This is a genomic window from Rhodococcus sp. IEGM1428 (assembly GCF_050321865.1).
Classification (GTDB): Bacteria; Actinomycetota; Actinomycetes; order Mycobacteriales; family Mycobacteriaceae; genus Rhodococcoides.
Genome location: NZ_JBNQFW010000008.1, coordinates 127,558 through 142,724, shown reverse-complemented (window position 1 = coordinate 142,724; position 15,167 = coordinate 127,558). Strand labels below are relative to the sequence as shown.

The 15,167-nt window shown below is 60.8% G+C and carries 10 protein-coding genes; 3 read left to right on the top strand and 7 right to left on the bottom strand.

The genetic code is table 11. The annotated features are described in order from the left end of the window. Positions 1-37: 37 nt before the first annotated feature. Positions 38-1,441: an SIR2 family protein gene (locus tag ACQR3T_RS26385; protein WP_428695515.1), complete on the bottom strand. Its 1,404-nt coding sequence runs from the start codon at positions 1,439-1,441 to the stop codon at positions 38-40. A gap of 510 nt (positions 1,442-1,951) precedes the next feature. On the opposite strand from ACQR3T_RS26385, the gene ACQR3T_RS26380 reads away from it, so the two are divergent. Together ACQR3T_RS26380 and ACQR3T_RS26375 are read left to right on the top strand one after the other, a co-directional pair. Next, positions 1,952-2,740, top strand: coding sequence for an RNA polymerase sigma factor (locus ACQR3T_RS26380; protein ID WP_428695514.1), 789 nt, complete (start codon positions 1,952-1,954; stop codon positions 2,738-2,740). A gap of 1,049 nt (positions 2,741-3,789) precedes the next feature. Further along, a complete protein-coding gene (locus tag ACQR3T_RS26375) occupies positions 3,790-5,031 on the top strand; it encodes a sigma-70 family RNA polymerase sigma factor (RefSeq protein WP_428695513.1) in 1,242 nt (413 codons plus the stop codon). Positions 5,032-5,388: 357 nt separating this feature from the next. On the opposite strand, the gene ACQR3T_RS26370 is transcribed toward ACQR3T_RS26375, so the two are convergent. The 5 genes from ACQR3T_RS26370 to ACQR3T_RS26350 form a co-directional block, all read right to left on the bottom strand. Further along, entirely contained in the window at positions 5,389-6,360 is a 972-nt protein-coding gene (locus ACQR3T_RS26370) for a cytochrome D1 domain-containing protein (RefSeq protein WP_428695512.1), read from the bottom strand. A 491-nt stretch (positions 6,361-6,851) separates the two neighbouring features. Continuing rightward, positions 6,852-8,510, bottom strand: a complete 1,659-nt coding sequence (locus tag ACQR3T_RS26365) for a glycosyltransferase family 39 protein (RefSeq protein WP_428695511.1) — start codon at positions 8,508-8,510, stop codon at positions 6,852-6,854. A gap of 295 nt (positions 8,511-8,805) precedes the next feature. Then, positions 8,806-9,843, bottom strand: coding sequence for a DUF4185 domain-containing protein (locus ACQR3T_RS26360; RefSeq protein WP_428695510.1), 1,038 nt, complete (start codon positions 9,841-9,843; stop codon positions 8,806-8,808). A 136-nt stretch (positions 9,844-9,979) separates the two neighbouring features. Then, complete coding sequence (locus ACQR3T_RS26355) at positions 9,980-10,276, bottom strand: hypothetical protein (RefSeq protein ID WP_428695509.1); 297 nt, start codon at positions 10,274-10,276, stop codon at positions 9,980-9,982. 218 nt (positions 10,277-10,494) lie between these two features. Next, positions 10,495-11,190, bottom strand: a complete 696-nt coding sequence (locus tag ACQR3T_RS26350; protein ID WP_428695508.1) for a peptidoglycan-binding protein — start codon at positions 11,188-11,190, stop codon at positions 10,495-10,497. Positions 11,191-12,315: 1,125 nt separating this feature from the next. Between ACQR3T_RS26350 and ACQR3T_RS26345 the strand changes: the two genes are divergently transcribed. Continuing rightward, positions 12,316-13,533, top strand: a complete 1,218-nt coding sequence (locus ACQR3T_RS26345) for a DUF3761 domain-containing protein (protein WP_428695507.1) — start codon at positions 12,316-12,318, stop codon at positions 13,531-13,533. Between the two features lie 359 nt (positions 13,534-13,892). On the opposite strand, the gene ACQR3T_RS26340 is transcribed toward ACQR3T_RS26345, so the two are convergent. Beyond that, positions 13,893-14,930 carry a YncE family protein gene (locus tag ACQR3T_RS26340; protein ID WP_428695506.1) on the bottom strand — a complete coding sequence of 346 codons (1,038 nt, stop codon included), beginning with the start codon at positions 14,928-14,930 and terminating at the stop codon, positions 13,893-13,895. Positions 14,931-15,167 lie beyond the last annotated feature (237 nt).

Genomic DNA, 15,167 nt, shown 5'->3' with positions numbered 1-15,167 from the left:
GTAGCTCAAGCCAGCATGGCTAGCGGAGACTCGTAGCTCATAACCCATCATGTCGAAGCTTCAGAAGCGATGACCATTTTTCTGACAGCTCAGCGAACACCGTGCTCAACTCGTCAAGCGGTGCATCGCTTCGAGTCTTCGTTGAGGCCCCCGAGATGACCGCGCAGGGTAGCGGAGGTCCACCACACAGATCCACCACTACCGGTACGGCTACCACCGATCGCCATCTGGCCGTAGACGCTGGCCCCTCGACGTCTTTGATGAGGGTGTCGTTTCGGCCCAGACACTGACCAGCGATCCAATAGCTGTCATGCCCGGTCAAAACACGACGCAAGTGGTTGGGACTGCGATAGACCCGATCGTTCGCGGCCCACCGGACCAGTGACCCGTTGCTATCGGCGACCCACAGTGTCAGATTTCCGAAGTCAGGCAACTGCTCCTGCAGGATCAACAAGTCTTGCTCCAGTTCGTCTGAGTCACCCTCCTGAAACATTGTGAACTGGTCAACGTGCACCTGCCAGAGATGCGCGGCCCGCTGACTTGGGGCCGCATACCCGGCACCGTTGATGTAGGGCAATTCTCTGAGTGCCTGAGCGGCATCGGCGTGGTCGTGTGTGGCTACCACTTGAACCCCGAGAGCAGACCACTGCATCTCTAGAGCGCCTCTGACCAGCTCGAACTGCTCGCGCCCGAGCTTCATGCCCTCCCTGGCTAGGAAGACCAGAACCTTCGCATCATCATCTTCTGAAATCAGGTCGTGGATCCACTGCCGGATATCCGGGTCGCGATATGACGTGCCGGCAAGAATCAGTGGCCCTTTCTGGATAGCCTCTTGCAGTGCCGATACTTGCCATGCCGCCTGTTTCTGGCCGAGACGGTGATAGTCGCCCAACGTTAGAACCACCGCCTCTGCCGTGGACGGTGCGCGTGGCAATAATCCGTGAAGGTGATGCACTTCGTGTTCGCTAGGAGATGCGCGCGGCCTTAAATCCCAGCGACTGAAAACCTTCGGGTCGGAGGGCTGGTCGAGGATGCCGCGCAGCGACTCTTCCAGCAAATCGTCGTAGTTCAGCGTGAACAACGAAATGCTTGATGGATCCCTCGCCGCCGCCAGTGCTGCGGCCGCGGCGTGAAGCGGTGCTGGATCGACAGGTGTGTCGCCGTACAAAGTTGAACGCAGTAAATTGGGCCAATCGGCCCCTGCGGCTTGCTTGGCGGCTTCCGCTGCGATTGCAGGATCCTGGCCTTCGAGAAACGCGCCGGCAGTTGCGCGGTCTTTGATGGCACCGCTGTTCACCAGTAGTTCGATTGCGAACGTATTCCAGTCCGGCAGACCAGCGGCAACCGAGGCCCCTGCCCCTAGCAATACGCTGACATGCGAATCGGTACTCAGGGCTGCAAGTGGACCCACGGTTCTGGGCTGAATCTCAACAGCGCTCACAGCGTAAGCCTCTCACAGCCGCTGTTAATGATCCCTGTCCTAGAACCGGCGAACCGGGACCGACCTCCGGAGCTGGGCGTCGCATGCACCGGCGGATGAGCCGTCACCTTTGATCACCGATAATTGGCTCTGAGGCTTTCGGGGCGTACGAGCTCGCCACAAGAGGACTGCAGCTTCACCGACTCACGCCTGTGGGTGGTCACTAAAATTCGAGGCAACGGGACGATTGGACACAAGTAGGTGCCACCCAAGCCCGGGCAATTGCGCGGCAGCTCGCGTAGCGCACCAACCCACTCAGAGTGCGCCTATTCAGCTGGTCAGCGCCTAGAGATTCTAGTCCCTGACGCCTTGAGAACGGTACGATCAGAGACTGCCGACAAGACCACACCTACAGCCTGTAACACCGTCTGAAAAAAGTTTCAGAAAAGTTGGGGGATGACCGACGAGTCGGCACTTATAAAGCGACAACCACGAGCTCGCTCGCGGACGTCGCTACATTGAGGAGTCGTTATGGCCCATGAGCCAAAGCGCGCGCCGGGGGTCCCTGGCACCTCAGCCGAGCCCATAAAACGGGCAGAAGACATTCGCGTACCGGCCAGTTGGCTGCTCGAATCCGACCACCTAGAACTGGCAGACAGGATAGACCGGCTGGCCGGAGACGACGAGCTGGTGACGCTCCTCGCGCTTGGGGGTTACCAAGGCCGTGACTGGACGTACTTCTCCACCGAACTCGCTCGCTATGGACTCGCAGTCTTCGGCGGTTGGATGTACACCGGCCTGATCTACGACAGGTGCCGTCAGAAGGGGTTCGGACTTCCACGATTGGACCGCGATTTCACCGACGACGAAATAGACGAGCTCAAAGGCGAGACGGTCGCCAAGGCGCTGCACCATTTCAGAGTCGACGTACTGATGAAGCGAAAATGGGACAGCACCAAAGGTGCCACACTGCGCACTTACTTCATAGGACAGTGCATCATTCGCTTCGCCAATGTCTACCGGGGATGGTACGAAAGTGAAGCCCGGCACAGAAAATTCGCCCATGTCGATGACCACGCCTGGTTGATCGACGAGATCGGCCCGGGCCGTGAGGACACTGCCGAGGTCGCAATTGATCGCCTGCTCATAGATCGGGCGCTGGCTGAGGTGAAAGATCCGCGGGTGCGCGTTGTCATGGTGATGACAGCAAACGGGCGAAGTCAGACCGAGATCGCTTACACGATGGGCGTCACCCCGAAAACTGTCGAGCGGATGCTGGCAAACGAACGAGAACGACAGCGAGGAAGGAAGGCAGGATGAGCACCAACATTAAGAAGACTTTCGAACGCAGCTCCTTCGGGACCGACAAAGCTGTCGCTGCGAGGCGAACGATCCCTACTGTCGACGCATCCAGGGTGGTCGCACATGCGGCCGAGTTAGCAAAGACGCCTAAAAAATCTTCCTGAGTTCTGGGGGATAGACCGCACGTCACTACTAAGAGGTAGATGACAGTCGTTTACAGGACGATTGTCGGGCCCCGCATACCGCGAGGCCCGTCAACCGCAACCTTGGTCGACGAATCTTCCTGCTAGACACTCGAAGGTTACTCGATTCACGGTTGCACGAGGCCCAATAGGAGGGTCTGATGGCTAAAACCGGAGGTCACGCTCGGAGTGCGAGGACGGGTCGGTACGTCTCGGCGGCCGTGGCTGCGAGGCACCCCCGAACCACCGTCGTCGAGAGCGGCGGGAATCGGGGCTCGAGCACCGCTCACCGCTCGGCTATCAGCGGCCGCTACGTCACCGAAAGTACCGCCCGTCGGCATCCGAACACGACGGTTACCGAAAACGGCTGACAGCAGTACTAGGTGGGGCGGTGCCTTCGTCGGGCTACCGCCCCACCGGCGCAGCCGAAAACGTACTCCCAACTGCACGACGGTCGTCGCCATGACCGCCTGCCGGTAAGGGATCATGGTCGATACGCCTGTACGGGCGATTCACCGGAACCGGCCTCATCTCAACTGTCGCCAATTCTGTGGGTTGCAGCTCCGACAGCGCGTTCATCGTTGCGTTCCGGCACGTAACCGGAAAGTTGCCCGACGCTTTCCGTCGGCATGAGTAAACGCGGCACATCTCGATCCAGAAAGCTGTATACAGAAGCTGGGATTGAAGCGGTAAGCGTCCCTGTCAGAGCTTGCCGATTCATCCAAACTGGTCGTATTGTGCCTCGCCCGGTGGCGCCAGCGCCGTGTCCGTCAAGGAATCTCGACGAGGAACTCGACATTGGATCTGCAGCCCCGCCCTCCGAGAACCGTCGAAAAAATCATGACCGCACGGAACAAATCCAGACCGTTCTGTCGTGGAGAAGGTATGACACAGACGAAAGCAAGTACGGTGGACCCAACTACAGCCGACGAGCCCGAACCAACTGCGTCCGAGATCAGGCAGTGGCAGCGCGAGGGGCTGTTCATCTCCCCCGAGGACGCAACCGCAGATCAGTATCCTCGAATGACCAACATGTCGGCGGGGTTTATGTTCGACGCCGTACTACGTCCACACACTCCCGAGCCTGCGGACTACGTCGCGATCCGAATGGATCATCGATCGTTGGAGATGGCGGGGGCAGTCGGTAGATGGAACATGGCGTGGGAATCTGCCCAATTTCGCCGCCGCCACTTTGACTTGGAGACCGAGCTACCAGGAAAGCTCGGGCAGCTCGCAGATCTCGGGGACCGGAACATCGTCGTCGTCCCCCGGACAAGCTCGCGCTACTTCGAGTACGCCCCACTAATGCATCTGCTCCCCAAAACAACCCTGGAACGATTCGGGCTACCACTGGTCAGGGCGGGTCAGTGGCCGTTCCTCGCCGACTGGGCGAATGCAGACCGTCACCTGCCCGCGGGATTCGCCGATCAACTCTCCAAGGCATGGGCGTGGCAGGTGTGGCCACTTCTGAACTCCGGATCCGGACTCAGTGCCTTCTCGCGCAACGAGCCACTGCGACTGCTCGCCCACAATCTCGACTTCTGGCTTCCAGCAGTTACTTCCACAATCGAACAACTCCTCGGCGACTTCCCAGAAATCGACAAAGGAGTCGAACCGCAGCCAGCGGTCCTGCAGGACGGATCTATTCTGGAAGCGACCGTCGGCAACCCTCGTAAGGGAGGGGATCTGTGGCGCGGCGAGGAAGACGCAGCAGATATCCTGCAGATGGCCGTCGAAGAAGCAGACTCTACGGGTCGCCTTCGTGGAATTCTGGACGCTGTGAAGTCGAACCGGGTCGAAGACGACTTCTCAGATCGATGGTCATTCGCGCGAGAAGATTTCGAACGCAAACTGCGCAACAAGCGAGTCAAAGTGAAGGTCCGGTTCGTCGAAATGACCGACACAATCCCCATCCAGGGCCCGGACACCGACGTTCAGGGTCGAGTGGTGACGAGCGACTTCATGGCTCTGCTCGACCCGAAGGAACGGCAGATCGTATTTCTACTGAACAGCGGTTGGACCCGACAGCAGGACATCGCGTCGGTACTCGGATATTCCAACCACAGTGCAATATCGAAGCGACTGAACAAAATACGGAAAATTGCTGAGGTATATTTCACCGACTGAGGGCCGTTCGTTGGAATCACTAGCACGTTGTGTGAAGACGGCATGGAACATTTGCTGCAAGCACATTCTCGATCTGCTCCACGACGCCAAGAGCCATGGACGGCTACCTGGCCTGACATGAAACCGAATATCGGGCGGGCCTCACGTCAAGACATCTTGACGCTGCGGTAACTGCGGATCGCGCACCGCTGGCTTGGGATGGTCGCCACATCGAATCACGGGGTTCTTGTCCGTTGGATTCGGTGAATTGTCATCGCCGAGTTGCAGGTGTAGGTCGCCTTCGATTGGCTCGTCGCATCGGTAGGCACGCAGCGCCGTTGTTCACGGATGGCAAGCGGACTTGTAAACGACCAATTCCTAAATGGCCGATCCGGTGCTCGGGAGATCCACCGAACCGAAAGGCGGAGGCGGCACAACAGGCGGACCTGTCTGCGGGTTCTTGGTAACAATGGTCACGTTGCTGTCTTGGCTAGTAACGTAGGCATCACTGCCGTTCGGGGAGACTGCAACCAATTGGGCGCTTCCAGGAATCTCAAATCGCGCCTCTACAGACCCGGATGCAACGTCGACGGCGATCAGCTCGCTGGGGAATCCCGAAGCCTCCACGAAGGCGGTCGTGCCGTCCGGAGTGACCCCCACACTCCCTAAACCTCCCCAAACACTGTCCGCGACTGGTAGCACTGTTGCTGTGCGCCTAGTGGGATCATTGAGGTCAATCGCGTACAGAGTGTCTTCAACGGCTGCGAACAGCGTATCGCCGTCGGCGGTGATCGAGGAATCAAGTGGACTGCCGCCGAGTCCGTCGATTCGGTCGACGATTTCATCTGAGCTTGTATCGAGCTTCGCGACACCTCCGCCGACTGTGACGTAGGCGTACCGACCGTCCGGACTGAGGTCGATGAAGGGCGCGCCCGCCTCGCCGAGCGATATCGTTTTCACCACGTCCAGTGACGACCCATCGATGACACTTACAGAGCCGTCGTACTGGCTTGAGGTGTAAATCTTACGACCGTCTGGTGTTACGGCGATTCCAAGGGGACCATCTCCTACTGGGATCGTGCGGATGACGGCGTTCGTTCTTAGATCAACGACAGAAACCGTGTCGTCGACGTTGTTGGCGACGTACACCCGTGTGCCGTCAGAGGTGGGGGCGATCCCGACTGGGAATGTTCCGACTTGAACGTCGGCGAGTAACGCTCTCGTGCGGGTGTCGAAAATTCCGAGGAAGCCCGGTTCACCGTCAGGACCGTGAGTTACGTACGCGCGTAATGCATCTGGCGAAAATGCGATTCCTTCGGCTAGACCTGGGGCATTGAGCGTGCCGGTCACAGCATAGGTGTCGGTGGGTGCCGCCGTGGCAGGCGATCCGACCAAGGCCGCGCCAACACTGAGAACTAGGCCAATCGACCAAGCCGTTGGGGAACGGCAGCTGATGATCCGACCCGGGAGTTCTGGGTTCTGTAAGCGCATCTGACTACTGTAACCAGCGGCGACGTCAAGTCTCGGAGGCTCAGTGCGAACGCCCTCCTCGTCTTAGACGCCCTCCTCGTTCTCGCGTGCATGTCCGCGCAGGCCCCCGCATCGTCAAGATATCTTGACGATGCGGGGGTGCTCTTTGCTTGACCGCGCTGTTCGCGCGATTCGCCGCTCCCGGGCGGGTCGACAGCGAGGCGACACCGGCCGAACCACCCACGGCAACGACCACCGCGTTGACGCAACTGGCCACGCTCGAGGTCAAAGGTAGGGCAGTAAGACCGGTTACGACCGTTGGTCGGGCAGAGTTGGTTCGACGACGTCACCGTCGACGGTTTCCCACCTCGCTACGCTGCGGGGCACCCTTCGTTGTAGACCCACAGATGCGCTTCGCCCGAGATCAGAAACGGACGGTAGGTCCGGACGGACTCGGCCTCGCGCCCAGGCTGCGGCGTCGCGGCCACCAAATAACAGGACCTGTTCCCTGGAAACTGCCACGATCCCGGTGGCGACATACCCACTGCCGAGTGGAAGCCGTTCCACTCCAAACCGGCATTGATGTCAGTCGCTGGAACCCCAGCGGCAACCAACGCCTCAGCAGCATCCCAGCGTGCACCGTCGTAGGCGAAACCGGCGGCGGTGATCGCCGTCGAGAAAACTGCAAGGAATGCAAGCCCAGCGGCCACCGCTACTCTTCTGACGATCAGCTCGATACCCGGAACCTGGGCAATAGAAGGCTCCGGACGCTTGGCGAGCACCATCGCAAGCAGCGGCGGCACCGCCAGCAGCCAATACCGGTCGTAAAGAGTCTGACCGGACAATGCACTGGCGAGGTTTCCCAGAACCACCAGCGTCACGAATATCCCCAACACCGGGTCGGTACTGCGTGCCTGCCGCACCAGGATGCCGGCCAGCAGCACTGCGGAGATACATGCGAGCAAGACAACTAGTGTCCATACGGAGATGGGGAAGATCTCTGCAGGACGGCCGTTGCCGGCTGCCCAGTAGGGGCCCGCCGGATCGAGGTAGTTGCCGACAAAGAAGGCTTTCCTGCCGAAGTAGTCCACGGCCGCAACCGCGACAGCTGCCGCGGCCACTGCGGCCACGAGCGCGACCCGCCTCCACCTCCAGGGTCGGGCGACCAACAGCAATGCCGGTGACACAACGAGTGCCAGAAGGAAATAGCCCTGGACCAACACGGTTCCGCCGACCTTGATCAGATTCTCTGGAACCGCAATTACCGGCGGGTCTCCGGCACCGTAAGACTGGCGCCACAGTTCGAATCCGACCATTGCCAGACCAAGTACCGCGCCGATGCAGCCAATGGCGATCAAGTTGCGCCGCCGATGTGACCTGAACGCGAACGCGATGGCGGCCAGGAGCACTGCTGCAGGCGCTGCAAGTGCTTGCTCGCGGATGGTGAAGCCCCAGAACCCAACAGCGATCGACGCCGCGAGTAGCAGTATCGACTGGCTCTGCAGAGCCCTACGGCCGACGGCGAGGCAGACCATGATCGCTGCCGTCGCGGGAATGTCGAGCATGAAGCTCGTGGCCAGCAATCCGAATCCGGGCCAGACCGCGACGATCAGTACCGCGAGCGAGGCTCGGACCCGTCCTGCTGCGGTGACGACCAGGTCGTACACCGCCGCGAGTGCGACCACACTCAACGCTGCGACGAAGAGATGTTGGGCCACCAGGGAACGGGCGAGCGGCCCCAGCACCACGAATTGGCCGAACAGCGCCGATCTGTTCCAGCCCAGCAGTTCGATGTGCCCGCTGTATCCGAAAGTCTGCGCGATCCGGCCGTAAGACCACGCGTCGTTGTGCGGAATGGCGAGTCCTCCGGAGATCGTCGCGAGAACCAGCGGCACCGCCACACCCAACAATCCGGCTAACGCCAGCAATCCCCAGACGGCACGACCCGTCGCCTTGACGCTGCCTTCGCCGGCACGTGGGGGTTCGCCCCCAGACGTGTTCACTGTGGCGGGGGAAGGTATTCGCGTCATCGACAACCTCGTTCGGTCAGTTCGCCCGCGTAGGGCTCGCTGAAGTTCGGATCCACTGGAGCGTCGGTGTGGGAAGACGACGCCCCGCAGTCTGGCAACGTCGTAAGTATGCCGATCAGAGCTCGCCTGGCGTGGGTGCCCCGCCGACCGGCAGGCTCGTCGAACCCGACATGGATACACCCGCGCGTTCAGGACCCGTTCTGCGAAGGCCCCTGCCTCGGGGGTGCGAGGCAGGGGCTTTCACGCCACGTCCGGAACCTGCTGACTCAGTTCAGGTCCCGGAAACTACCGACTCCTACGCGGTGCCGCGGTACTGACTGACGTGGTAGTGAGTGGACCGGTTCGCCGCGTCCTTCGACCAACGCGACACGTACATCGTCAGACCGTCGACGGCCAGCGTGCTTCTCGGGTCGATGAACCCGCCGTAGAGGTTCGGCTCAGCGGCAATTGTCACCTGAACCTTCTCAGAAGACCAGGCTCCGTCGATAGCGGTGGCAGTGCGTGTCACCAGAGCAGCCCCGTGAAGCGGGTGCGCGTAGTTCACGTATGCCATCACCCACTTGTTACCGATCTTCCGCAGAGAAGGCTCACCGAACGTGCCGTTCAAGATCGGAGTGCACGGTCGACCCCAACCCCAGTTGGCGCCGTTCCAGCCCCATCCCTCGTACCACGACTGATCGAACATGTGCATGTAGTGCACTCGTCGGAGCATCATCGGGCCGTTTTGGCGACCGGCACGCACCGAGATGATGTAGATGAAATCGCCTTCTCGGTGCATGCTCCACATCTGGAAGGGGTCGGTGTTCTCACGGTTGTTCCACCATCCGAGATTCGATACTCGGTACCAATCCTGCCCGTTGTCGGAGTAAGCAAGCGATGCATAGCCCGAACGGAAGTTCCCACCCAGCGACCCATCGCCACCGTCCCAACGATTCATGCTCATCCAGGACACGATCTGTCGTCCCGTTTCTGGAATCAAGATCCCGTCGTTGGGAATTACCGTGAATTCGGTCAGGGGGTTCCAGGTTCCTGCCCTGTTGTGAGCGTTGTAGAACGCCTCTTTCGCCCATGTCCCGCCGCCAACGGCGTAGTCGAATACCTGCGGACTGGTGTGTGGTGTGGCGGTGGTCAGGATGGTCGGGCTACGCCAGTTGGCCCCACTTCCGGGTGCTTCGTCCGGGCCACCCGGGAAGGGGCTGCTGAACGTGTCTCCGAACAGCATGCAGATTCGTCCGTTGCCTGTCGAATACGGAATACCGAGGTCGGTTCCGGCTACTCCGAAGTTGTTCGAAGACTTGTCGGCTCCGGTGATTCGGTCGAGGTAAGTCGCCATTGTAATTACACTTCCATTCTCTTTTTCGAGGTGAATATCGAGAGCTACCGCATCAAGGCTTTTGAGAATTGATTGCGCGTAACTCTCGCGCTGACAAATAAACAATAAGTTCGATGCACTCGTTCGCGATGCGGGACTATTCTGGAGTCTTGCGCTCGTCCGAATCGTTACTCCGCGTTCCATTTGGGTCTGCCGCAATGGCGGGAAAATGCACTCGAAGAAACCGCTCGGTGCGCGGATCCGCAAGGAACCTCGTTATACCCGCCGTGCCGGCCAGAGCAGCCGCCACTACCGGAAAGGTATCGAGCCCGAGGTACTCGGCCAGCACCGGGAGTAGCGGTATCGCTGCGAGAGCTGTCGCGACGACAGTCCGCAGCGTGGCGCGCCACGGTCTGCGAATTTGGGTTGGTTGATCCGAATTCTGATCTGACATGACTTCAGCTTTTCTCTTCGAGAGTCTCGGATTCAGACTGAATCTCGACATTCCGAATCCACCGAATGACGGCGACCAAACATAATAAAATTACCGTGACAGAAGAATGAATTATCGTCGCTACTACCCTTCTAGAGATCCGGAAGCTCGTTGCAGTCGATTTGCAAGGTCGCTCAGTCCGTACAGCAAGAGCGGAAGCGCCGACGTCAGGAGCCACGTCATAACCCGAGCCTCAGCCTGGTCTCTGGACCGACCACCCCGTCCACGGAAAGACCGGATCGCAACTGAAATTCTCGGACCACCGCTTCGGTGCTCGGCCCGTAGTAGCCATCGACTTCAAGGCGCGAGTATCGCGGATAATCTCGATTCAGTCGCGCCTGCACAGCGGCGACCTGTGAACCCGTCGAGCCCAGCGACAGCAGACCTGGTCGCGAGTGCGGTACATCTCCACGAGATCCGCCCAACGCAGTTGCAACCTCGCTCACTCTGCTTTCCGAGGCATTGATCTCGAAGTGCATCTCATCGGCCTTACCGGTGTAATGACCTCCCCACCGCACGGTGCCCATCAGCTCGAGCAGGATGGCCTCAATGGCAGCCACTTGAGCCGCACCGAAGGTTCCTCTCTCGCCCCAGGGGTGGCGCGTGGCATTGAGGTCCACCGCTGTGCCGGACCCGTGATTGCTGAAAATGGAGCTGCCCGGTATCGGAACCGGCTTTGCCCAACCCCAGTCGTCCCGCTGTCCCTCGTCGAGAGCTTCGACTCTGTCGTGAAACTCCGCGCATAGGTAGTCGAGGACAACACGGACGGCACCGGCACGTAGCTCGATCGTTCGCGTGGTTCCCGGGATCGGCGACCGATCGAGGCCGGAGCTGTCCCAAATCAGGGTCCAGCCGTTCTGTGAGACGTCGCTCATCGTGTGCCCTCCTTCTCTGATTCAGTCGAGATGCGAAGGCCACATCGCAACCCCGCTGCACCTGTCGCGTCCACGCCCAGCTACGTGGTTCACAGGAACGAGTATTGTTGCAGTGCACTCGTTTTCGATGATCGAAGCTGCGAGCAGCGGCGCGATCCAGAGCGCTTGCACTTCATCAGACCAAGCTGTAGGTTACTCGTTCTATCGAACATGTGTTCGATAGAACGAGTAGGTCGAGCATGGCGGGAGGCTGGTGCATCATCCGCGCGAGCCGCGGGTGGACGAACTGACACACACCGCAGCAGGGCTCCCACTCACTGACGTTTTGGCACCCGTCTTGTTACCGAGCACGAGGCTGCGACGAGGCATGGGGCGCTGCCCTGCAGTGCGATGCCATAGCCACCACGCCACGCACCGGAGGAATGCCCCGACGTCCGCAGACCCGCACGCTGCTAGCTGAATAGATTCGAAGGAGGCCAATCCATATGGAGGACATAGAGATCGACGCAACACAGTTTTCGATAGTGGTTATTTGTACGTGCGGATGGCGCGTATTTGCAGGTTCGAGGGCCGGAGCATGGGACTTGGCGGGCCAGCATCTGAAAGCAGCCCACAACGATTCCGCATCTGCCCGTCGTGCAGCGCAAGCGGCGCGAGACGTCCGGTACAGGGAACGATTGAAGAGGGGACCGGCGCGCCGACGTCCTCCACGTTGCCGCCGGGACGAAAACCGGACCACACACCCCAGTGATCGACATGGCACAACCCGCCCCTGATCGGCATGCGGGCAGACGGTCGTAGCACCGCGCAGTATATCAAGGGAGACAACTGGATTCGGGAAGATCAAGGATGGAGGCTTGATTATCGATGACTGGCCGAGCCTGGATGCGTCGGCGAGAAGACTGAGGAAAGTACGAGGAGACTCGAGAGGACGCCACCTGAGCCCTCCTCGTATCGGCCACGACTTCGGTGGATTCCACGACCGTGCTTGGCGACGTCTTAGTGCGGTCAGGCTCGATTGTCCGCTCGCTGCATGGGCACTCCGTAACGAACTCCTCGGTTTGCTCGATGGTGGGATCAGCGCCGCCCAGGCGCAGTTCATGCTCTTGTTCTCCGAGGATGTCGATGACTTTCCCGCACGACCCAGCCGCGCACTACCCGATCGTCCCCAAACCTCCGGCTTCAAAAGCGCGTCGCCGGTGGCCATGGATTGCGGCCGCCGTGATCGCACTGTTGATCATGATCGGCAGGATCGCCCCCGACACCGACACTCCGCCCGTGCAGGCTGCCGACTCGACGTCGTTGACGACCACTTCGGCGGCACCTACGACGCCCGCGTCCACGACCGTTCCGCCGGCAACTACCTCGGTATCACTGTTGGCGGCACCTGCGGCGGTTGTACTGGTCGATTCACCCGCGGCAGCGACCACCGCGTTGACCCAACTGGGCACGCTCGAGGTCAAAGGTAGGGCACCAAAGACCGGCTACGACCGCGATCTGTTCGGGCAGAGCTGGTCCGACGACGTCACTGTCGATGGTGGACACAACGGGTGCGATACCCGCAACGATGTTCTCCGGCGAGACCTCACCGCGATCGTCACCACGGATCGGTCCGGCGGCTGTGTGGTGTCCGCCGGTGTACTCGCCGACCCGTACACCGGAACCTCGATTGCATTTACCCGCGGCGAGGACACCTCGTCCGCGGTGCAGATCGATCACGTCGTTGCGTTGTCGGATGCCTGGCAGAAAGGTGCCCAGCAGCTCGATTCGGGCACACTCCGCAACCTCGCCAACGACCCCCGTAACCTGCAGGCCGTCGACGGCCCGACCAATTCCGCCAAAGGCGACGGGGACGCAGCGACGTGGCTACCACCCAATCACGAGTATCGATGCACGTACGTCGCTCGACAGGTCCAAATCAAAGCCGAGTACCGGCTGTGGGTGACCGACGCCGAACGCGACGCCATCGCAGGGATTCTCACCTCCTGTGGTGCAGCCGGCACCACAGCAATAATCACCACCGCGCCCGAACCGGCACCCTGGACCGAAGAACCTCAGATCGAACAAGCCGTGGTTCCCGCCCCGGCACCCCCGCAGGTCTACACCCCCGAACCTGCACCTCTGCCCGCTCCGCAGGCCGCGACCGTGAATCCCGGCGGGGGAGGAGGATCGTGCGGAGCAGACTCGTACATCAACTCCGCGGGCAACTGCGTGCACTCGCCGGTGCAGGCACCGTCTGCCCCGGCAGGTGCAACCGCCCAATGCTCGGACGGGACGTACTCGTACTCGCAGAGCCGACGAGGTACCTGCTCGCACCATGGTGGAGTCTCGTCCTGGCTCTGACCACACCAGCAGACAACCGATGGACCAGCCGACGCGATTCGCGCGAGGAACGGAACGCCTCACAGGACTCCGATCGGTATCGACGTCGTTCCGAGGAACATGACGATCGAATTCTGTTGTCGAGGATTCGAGGCCGAGGGTAGGCGCGACGAGCTCGCTCGGGTGCTGGTCGGGCGAACAGAGCGCAGTGGGGACAGGTCTCTTGTGAGCCTCGACTTCGTTCGCCCGATTCGAGTCCGCAGTGTCGCTCAGTGAGGTCATCCATTCCTGGCCCGAGCTGGTTCGACTACCACTGCGTGCCGCGATCAGTGCTCTTCCCGGCGACACGATCGATCGCGCCGCCGGGAGATGCGGCACGATCAGCCGCCGAAGGACCCTGTGGGAATGCATGCAATGCCGGTGCAGCCTGCATCTGCTGTGGTCAGCACGCTGATCGAGGCGGCTGCGCCGTTCGTGATGTAGGCGGTGGTGTTGTCGGGAGCGGCGATGGCACCACCTGGTCGTGCACCTACAGTCACGGATTGGCGAGCGGCGGGGTCGTCGAGGTCGATGGTGGCGACGGTATCGGTGTCGGACTGGTTCACCAAGACGGTCGATCCGTCGGCTGTGGCGGCGATTCCGGTCAGGGAACCACCGCCGACAGGGATGGTCTCGACAACGGTGTTGCTCGTTCCATCGATGACAGCAACGGATTGACTGACCCCTTCGACGACATAGACTCGCCCAGCCGCCGACGTCACTCCGATCGGGACCCCGCCCACGGAGATGGTCGCGATGACGGTGTTCGTGGCGGCGTCGATGGCGGAGACCGTGCCGGAGCCGGCATTGGTCACGTAGACGGTGCCATCGAGCGCAGTTGCCTGGATGGGGTTTTGTCCGACCGGCACGGTGGCGTCGACTGTATTGGTGGTCGTGTCGATGACCTCGACGGACTCGTTGCCGTGATTGGTCACGTACACAGCATCACCGGATGCTGTCATGCCGAGGGTGTTGGTTCCAACGTCGACGGAAGCGATCGTCGCGTAGGTGACGGGATCGATGACGGACACCGTTCCATCGATACCCAACACATAGATCGCGCCGTCGGGAGCGACTGCAATGCCGCCCACCGTCGGAACGGAAACCTTGTCGATAGCAGTGTTGGTCGCGGTGTCGATGACGTCGAAGCCGTCACCCGCTGTGACGTAGAGGCGGGTTGCGTCGGGGCTGAATGCGAACTGGGTGGGAGTTGTGCCGACGTCGATGGTGGTGGACACTGCCCACACAGCGGCCGGCTGCGCGGAGGCGACCGGAGCGTGCACCATTCCGAGGGCGATCGCAGTGAGTGCAGGCAATGCTGCCAGCCTGGCCAGGCGGTGGTGGCGGGGCACCGTGGACGGTCGCGGTGAGGTCAGCACTAAAGTTCCTTTTCGGGGTAATTGTCGGATTGTCGGTGGTTCGACGGTATCCGCCAGCCTGAAGGTTCGTCTCGTTAAGGAGAAGAAAAGTCATGGCGCTCGGTTTGTCGACACCTAGCGGGTCTTCGACACGGGCGCAGCCCCGCGACTACCCGAAAGCCTTTGTGCGCGCGGCCTTCTAGCGGGAGGTCGACACGAGGATGTGCTGCGCTACCCACCCGGGAGCCTGAGTCCCCC

Bases quoted from the DNA above. Each gene is read 5' to 3' on its own strand.
- ACQR3T_RS26355 (WP_428695509.1), bottom strand. From the start codon at position 10,276: ATGTCAGATCAGAATTCGGATCAACCAACCCAAATTCGCAGACCGTGG.
- ACQR3T_RS26365 (WP_428695511.1), bottom strand. From the start codon at position 8,510: ATGACGCGAATACCTTCCCCCGCCACAGTGAACACGTCTGGGGGCGAA.
- ACQR3T_RS26380 (WP_428695514.1), top strand. From the start codon at position 1,952: ATGGCCCATGAGCCAAAGCGCGCGCCGGGGGTCCCTGGCACCTCAGCC.
- ACQR3T_RS26375 (WP_428695513.1), top strand. From the start codon at position 3,790: ATGACACAGACGAAAGCAAGTACGGTGGACCCAACTACAGCCGACGAG.
- ACQR3T_RS26345 (WP_428695507.1), top strand. From the start codon at position 12,316: ATGACTTTCCCGCACGACCCAGCCGCGCACTACCCGATCGTCCCCAAA.
- ACQR3T_RS26350 (WP_428695508.1), bottom strand. From the start codon at position 11,190: ATGAGCGACGTCTCACAGAACGGCTGGACCCTGATTTGGGACAGCTCC.
- ACQR3T_RS26360 (WP_428695510.1), bottom strand. From the start codon at position 9,843: ATGGCGACTTACCTCGACCGAATCACCGGAGCCGACAAGTCTTCGAAC.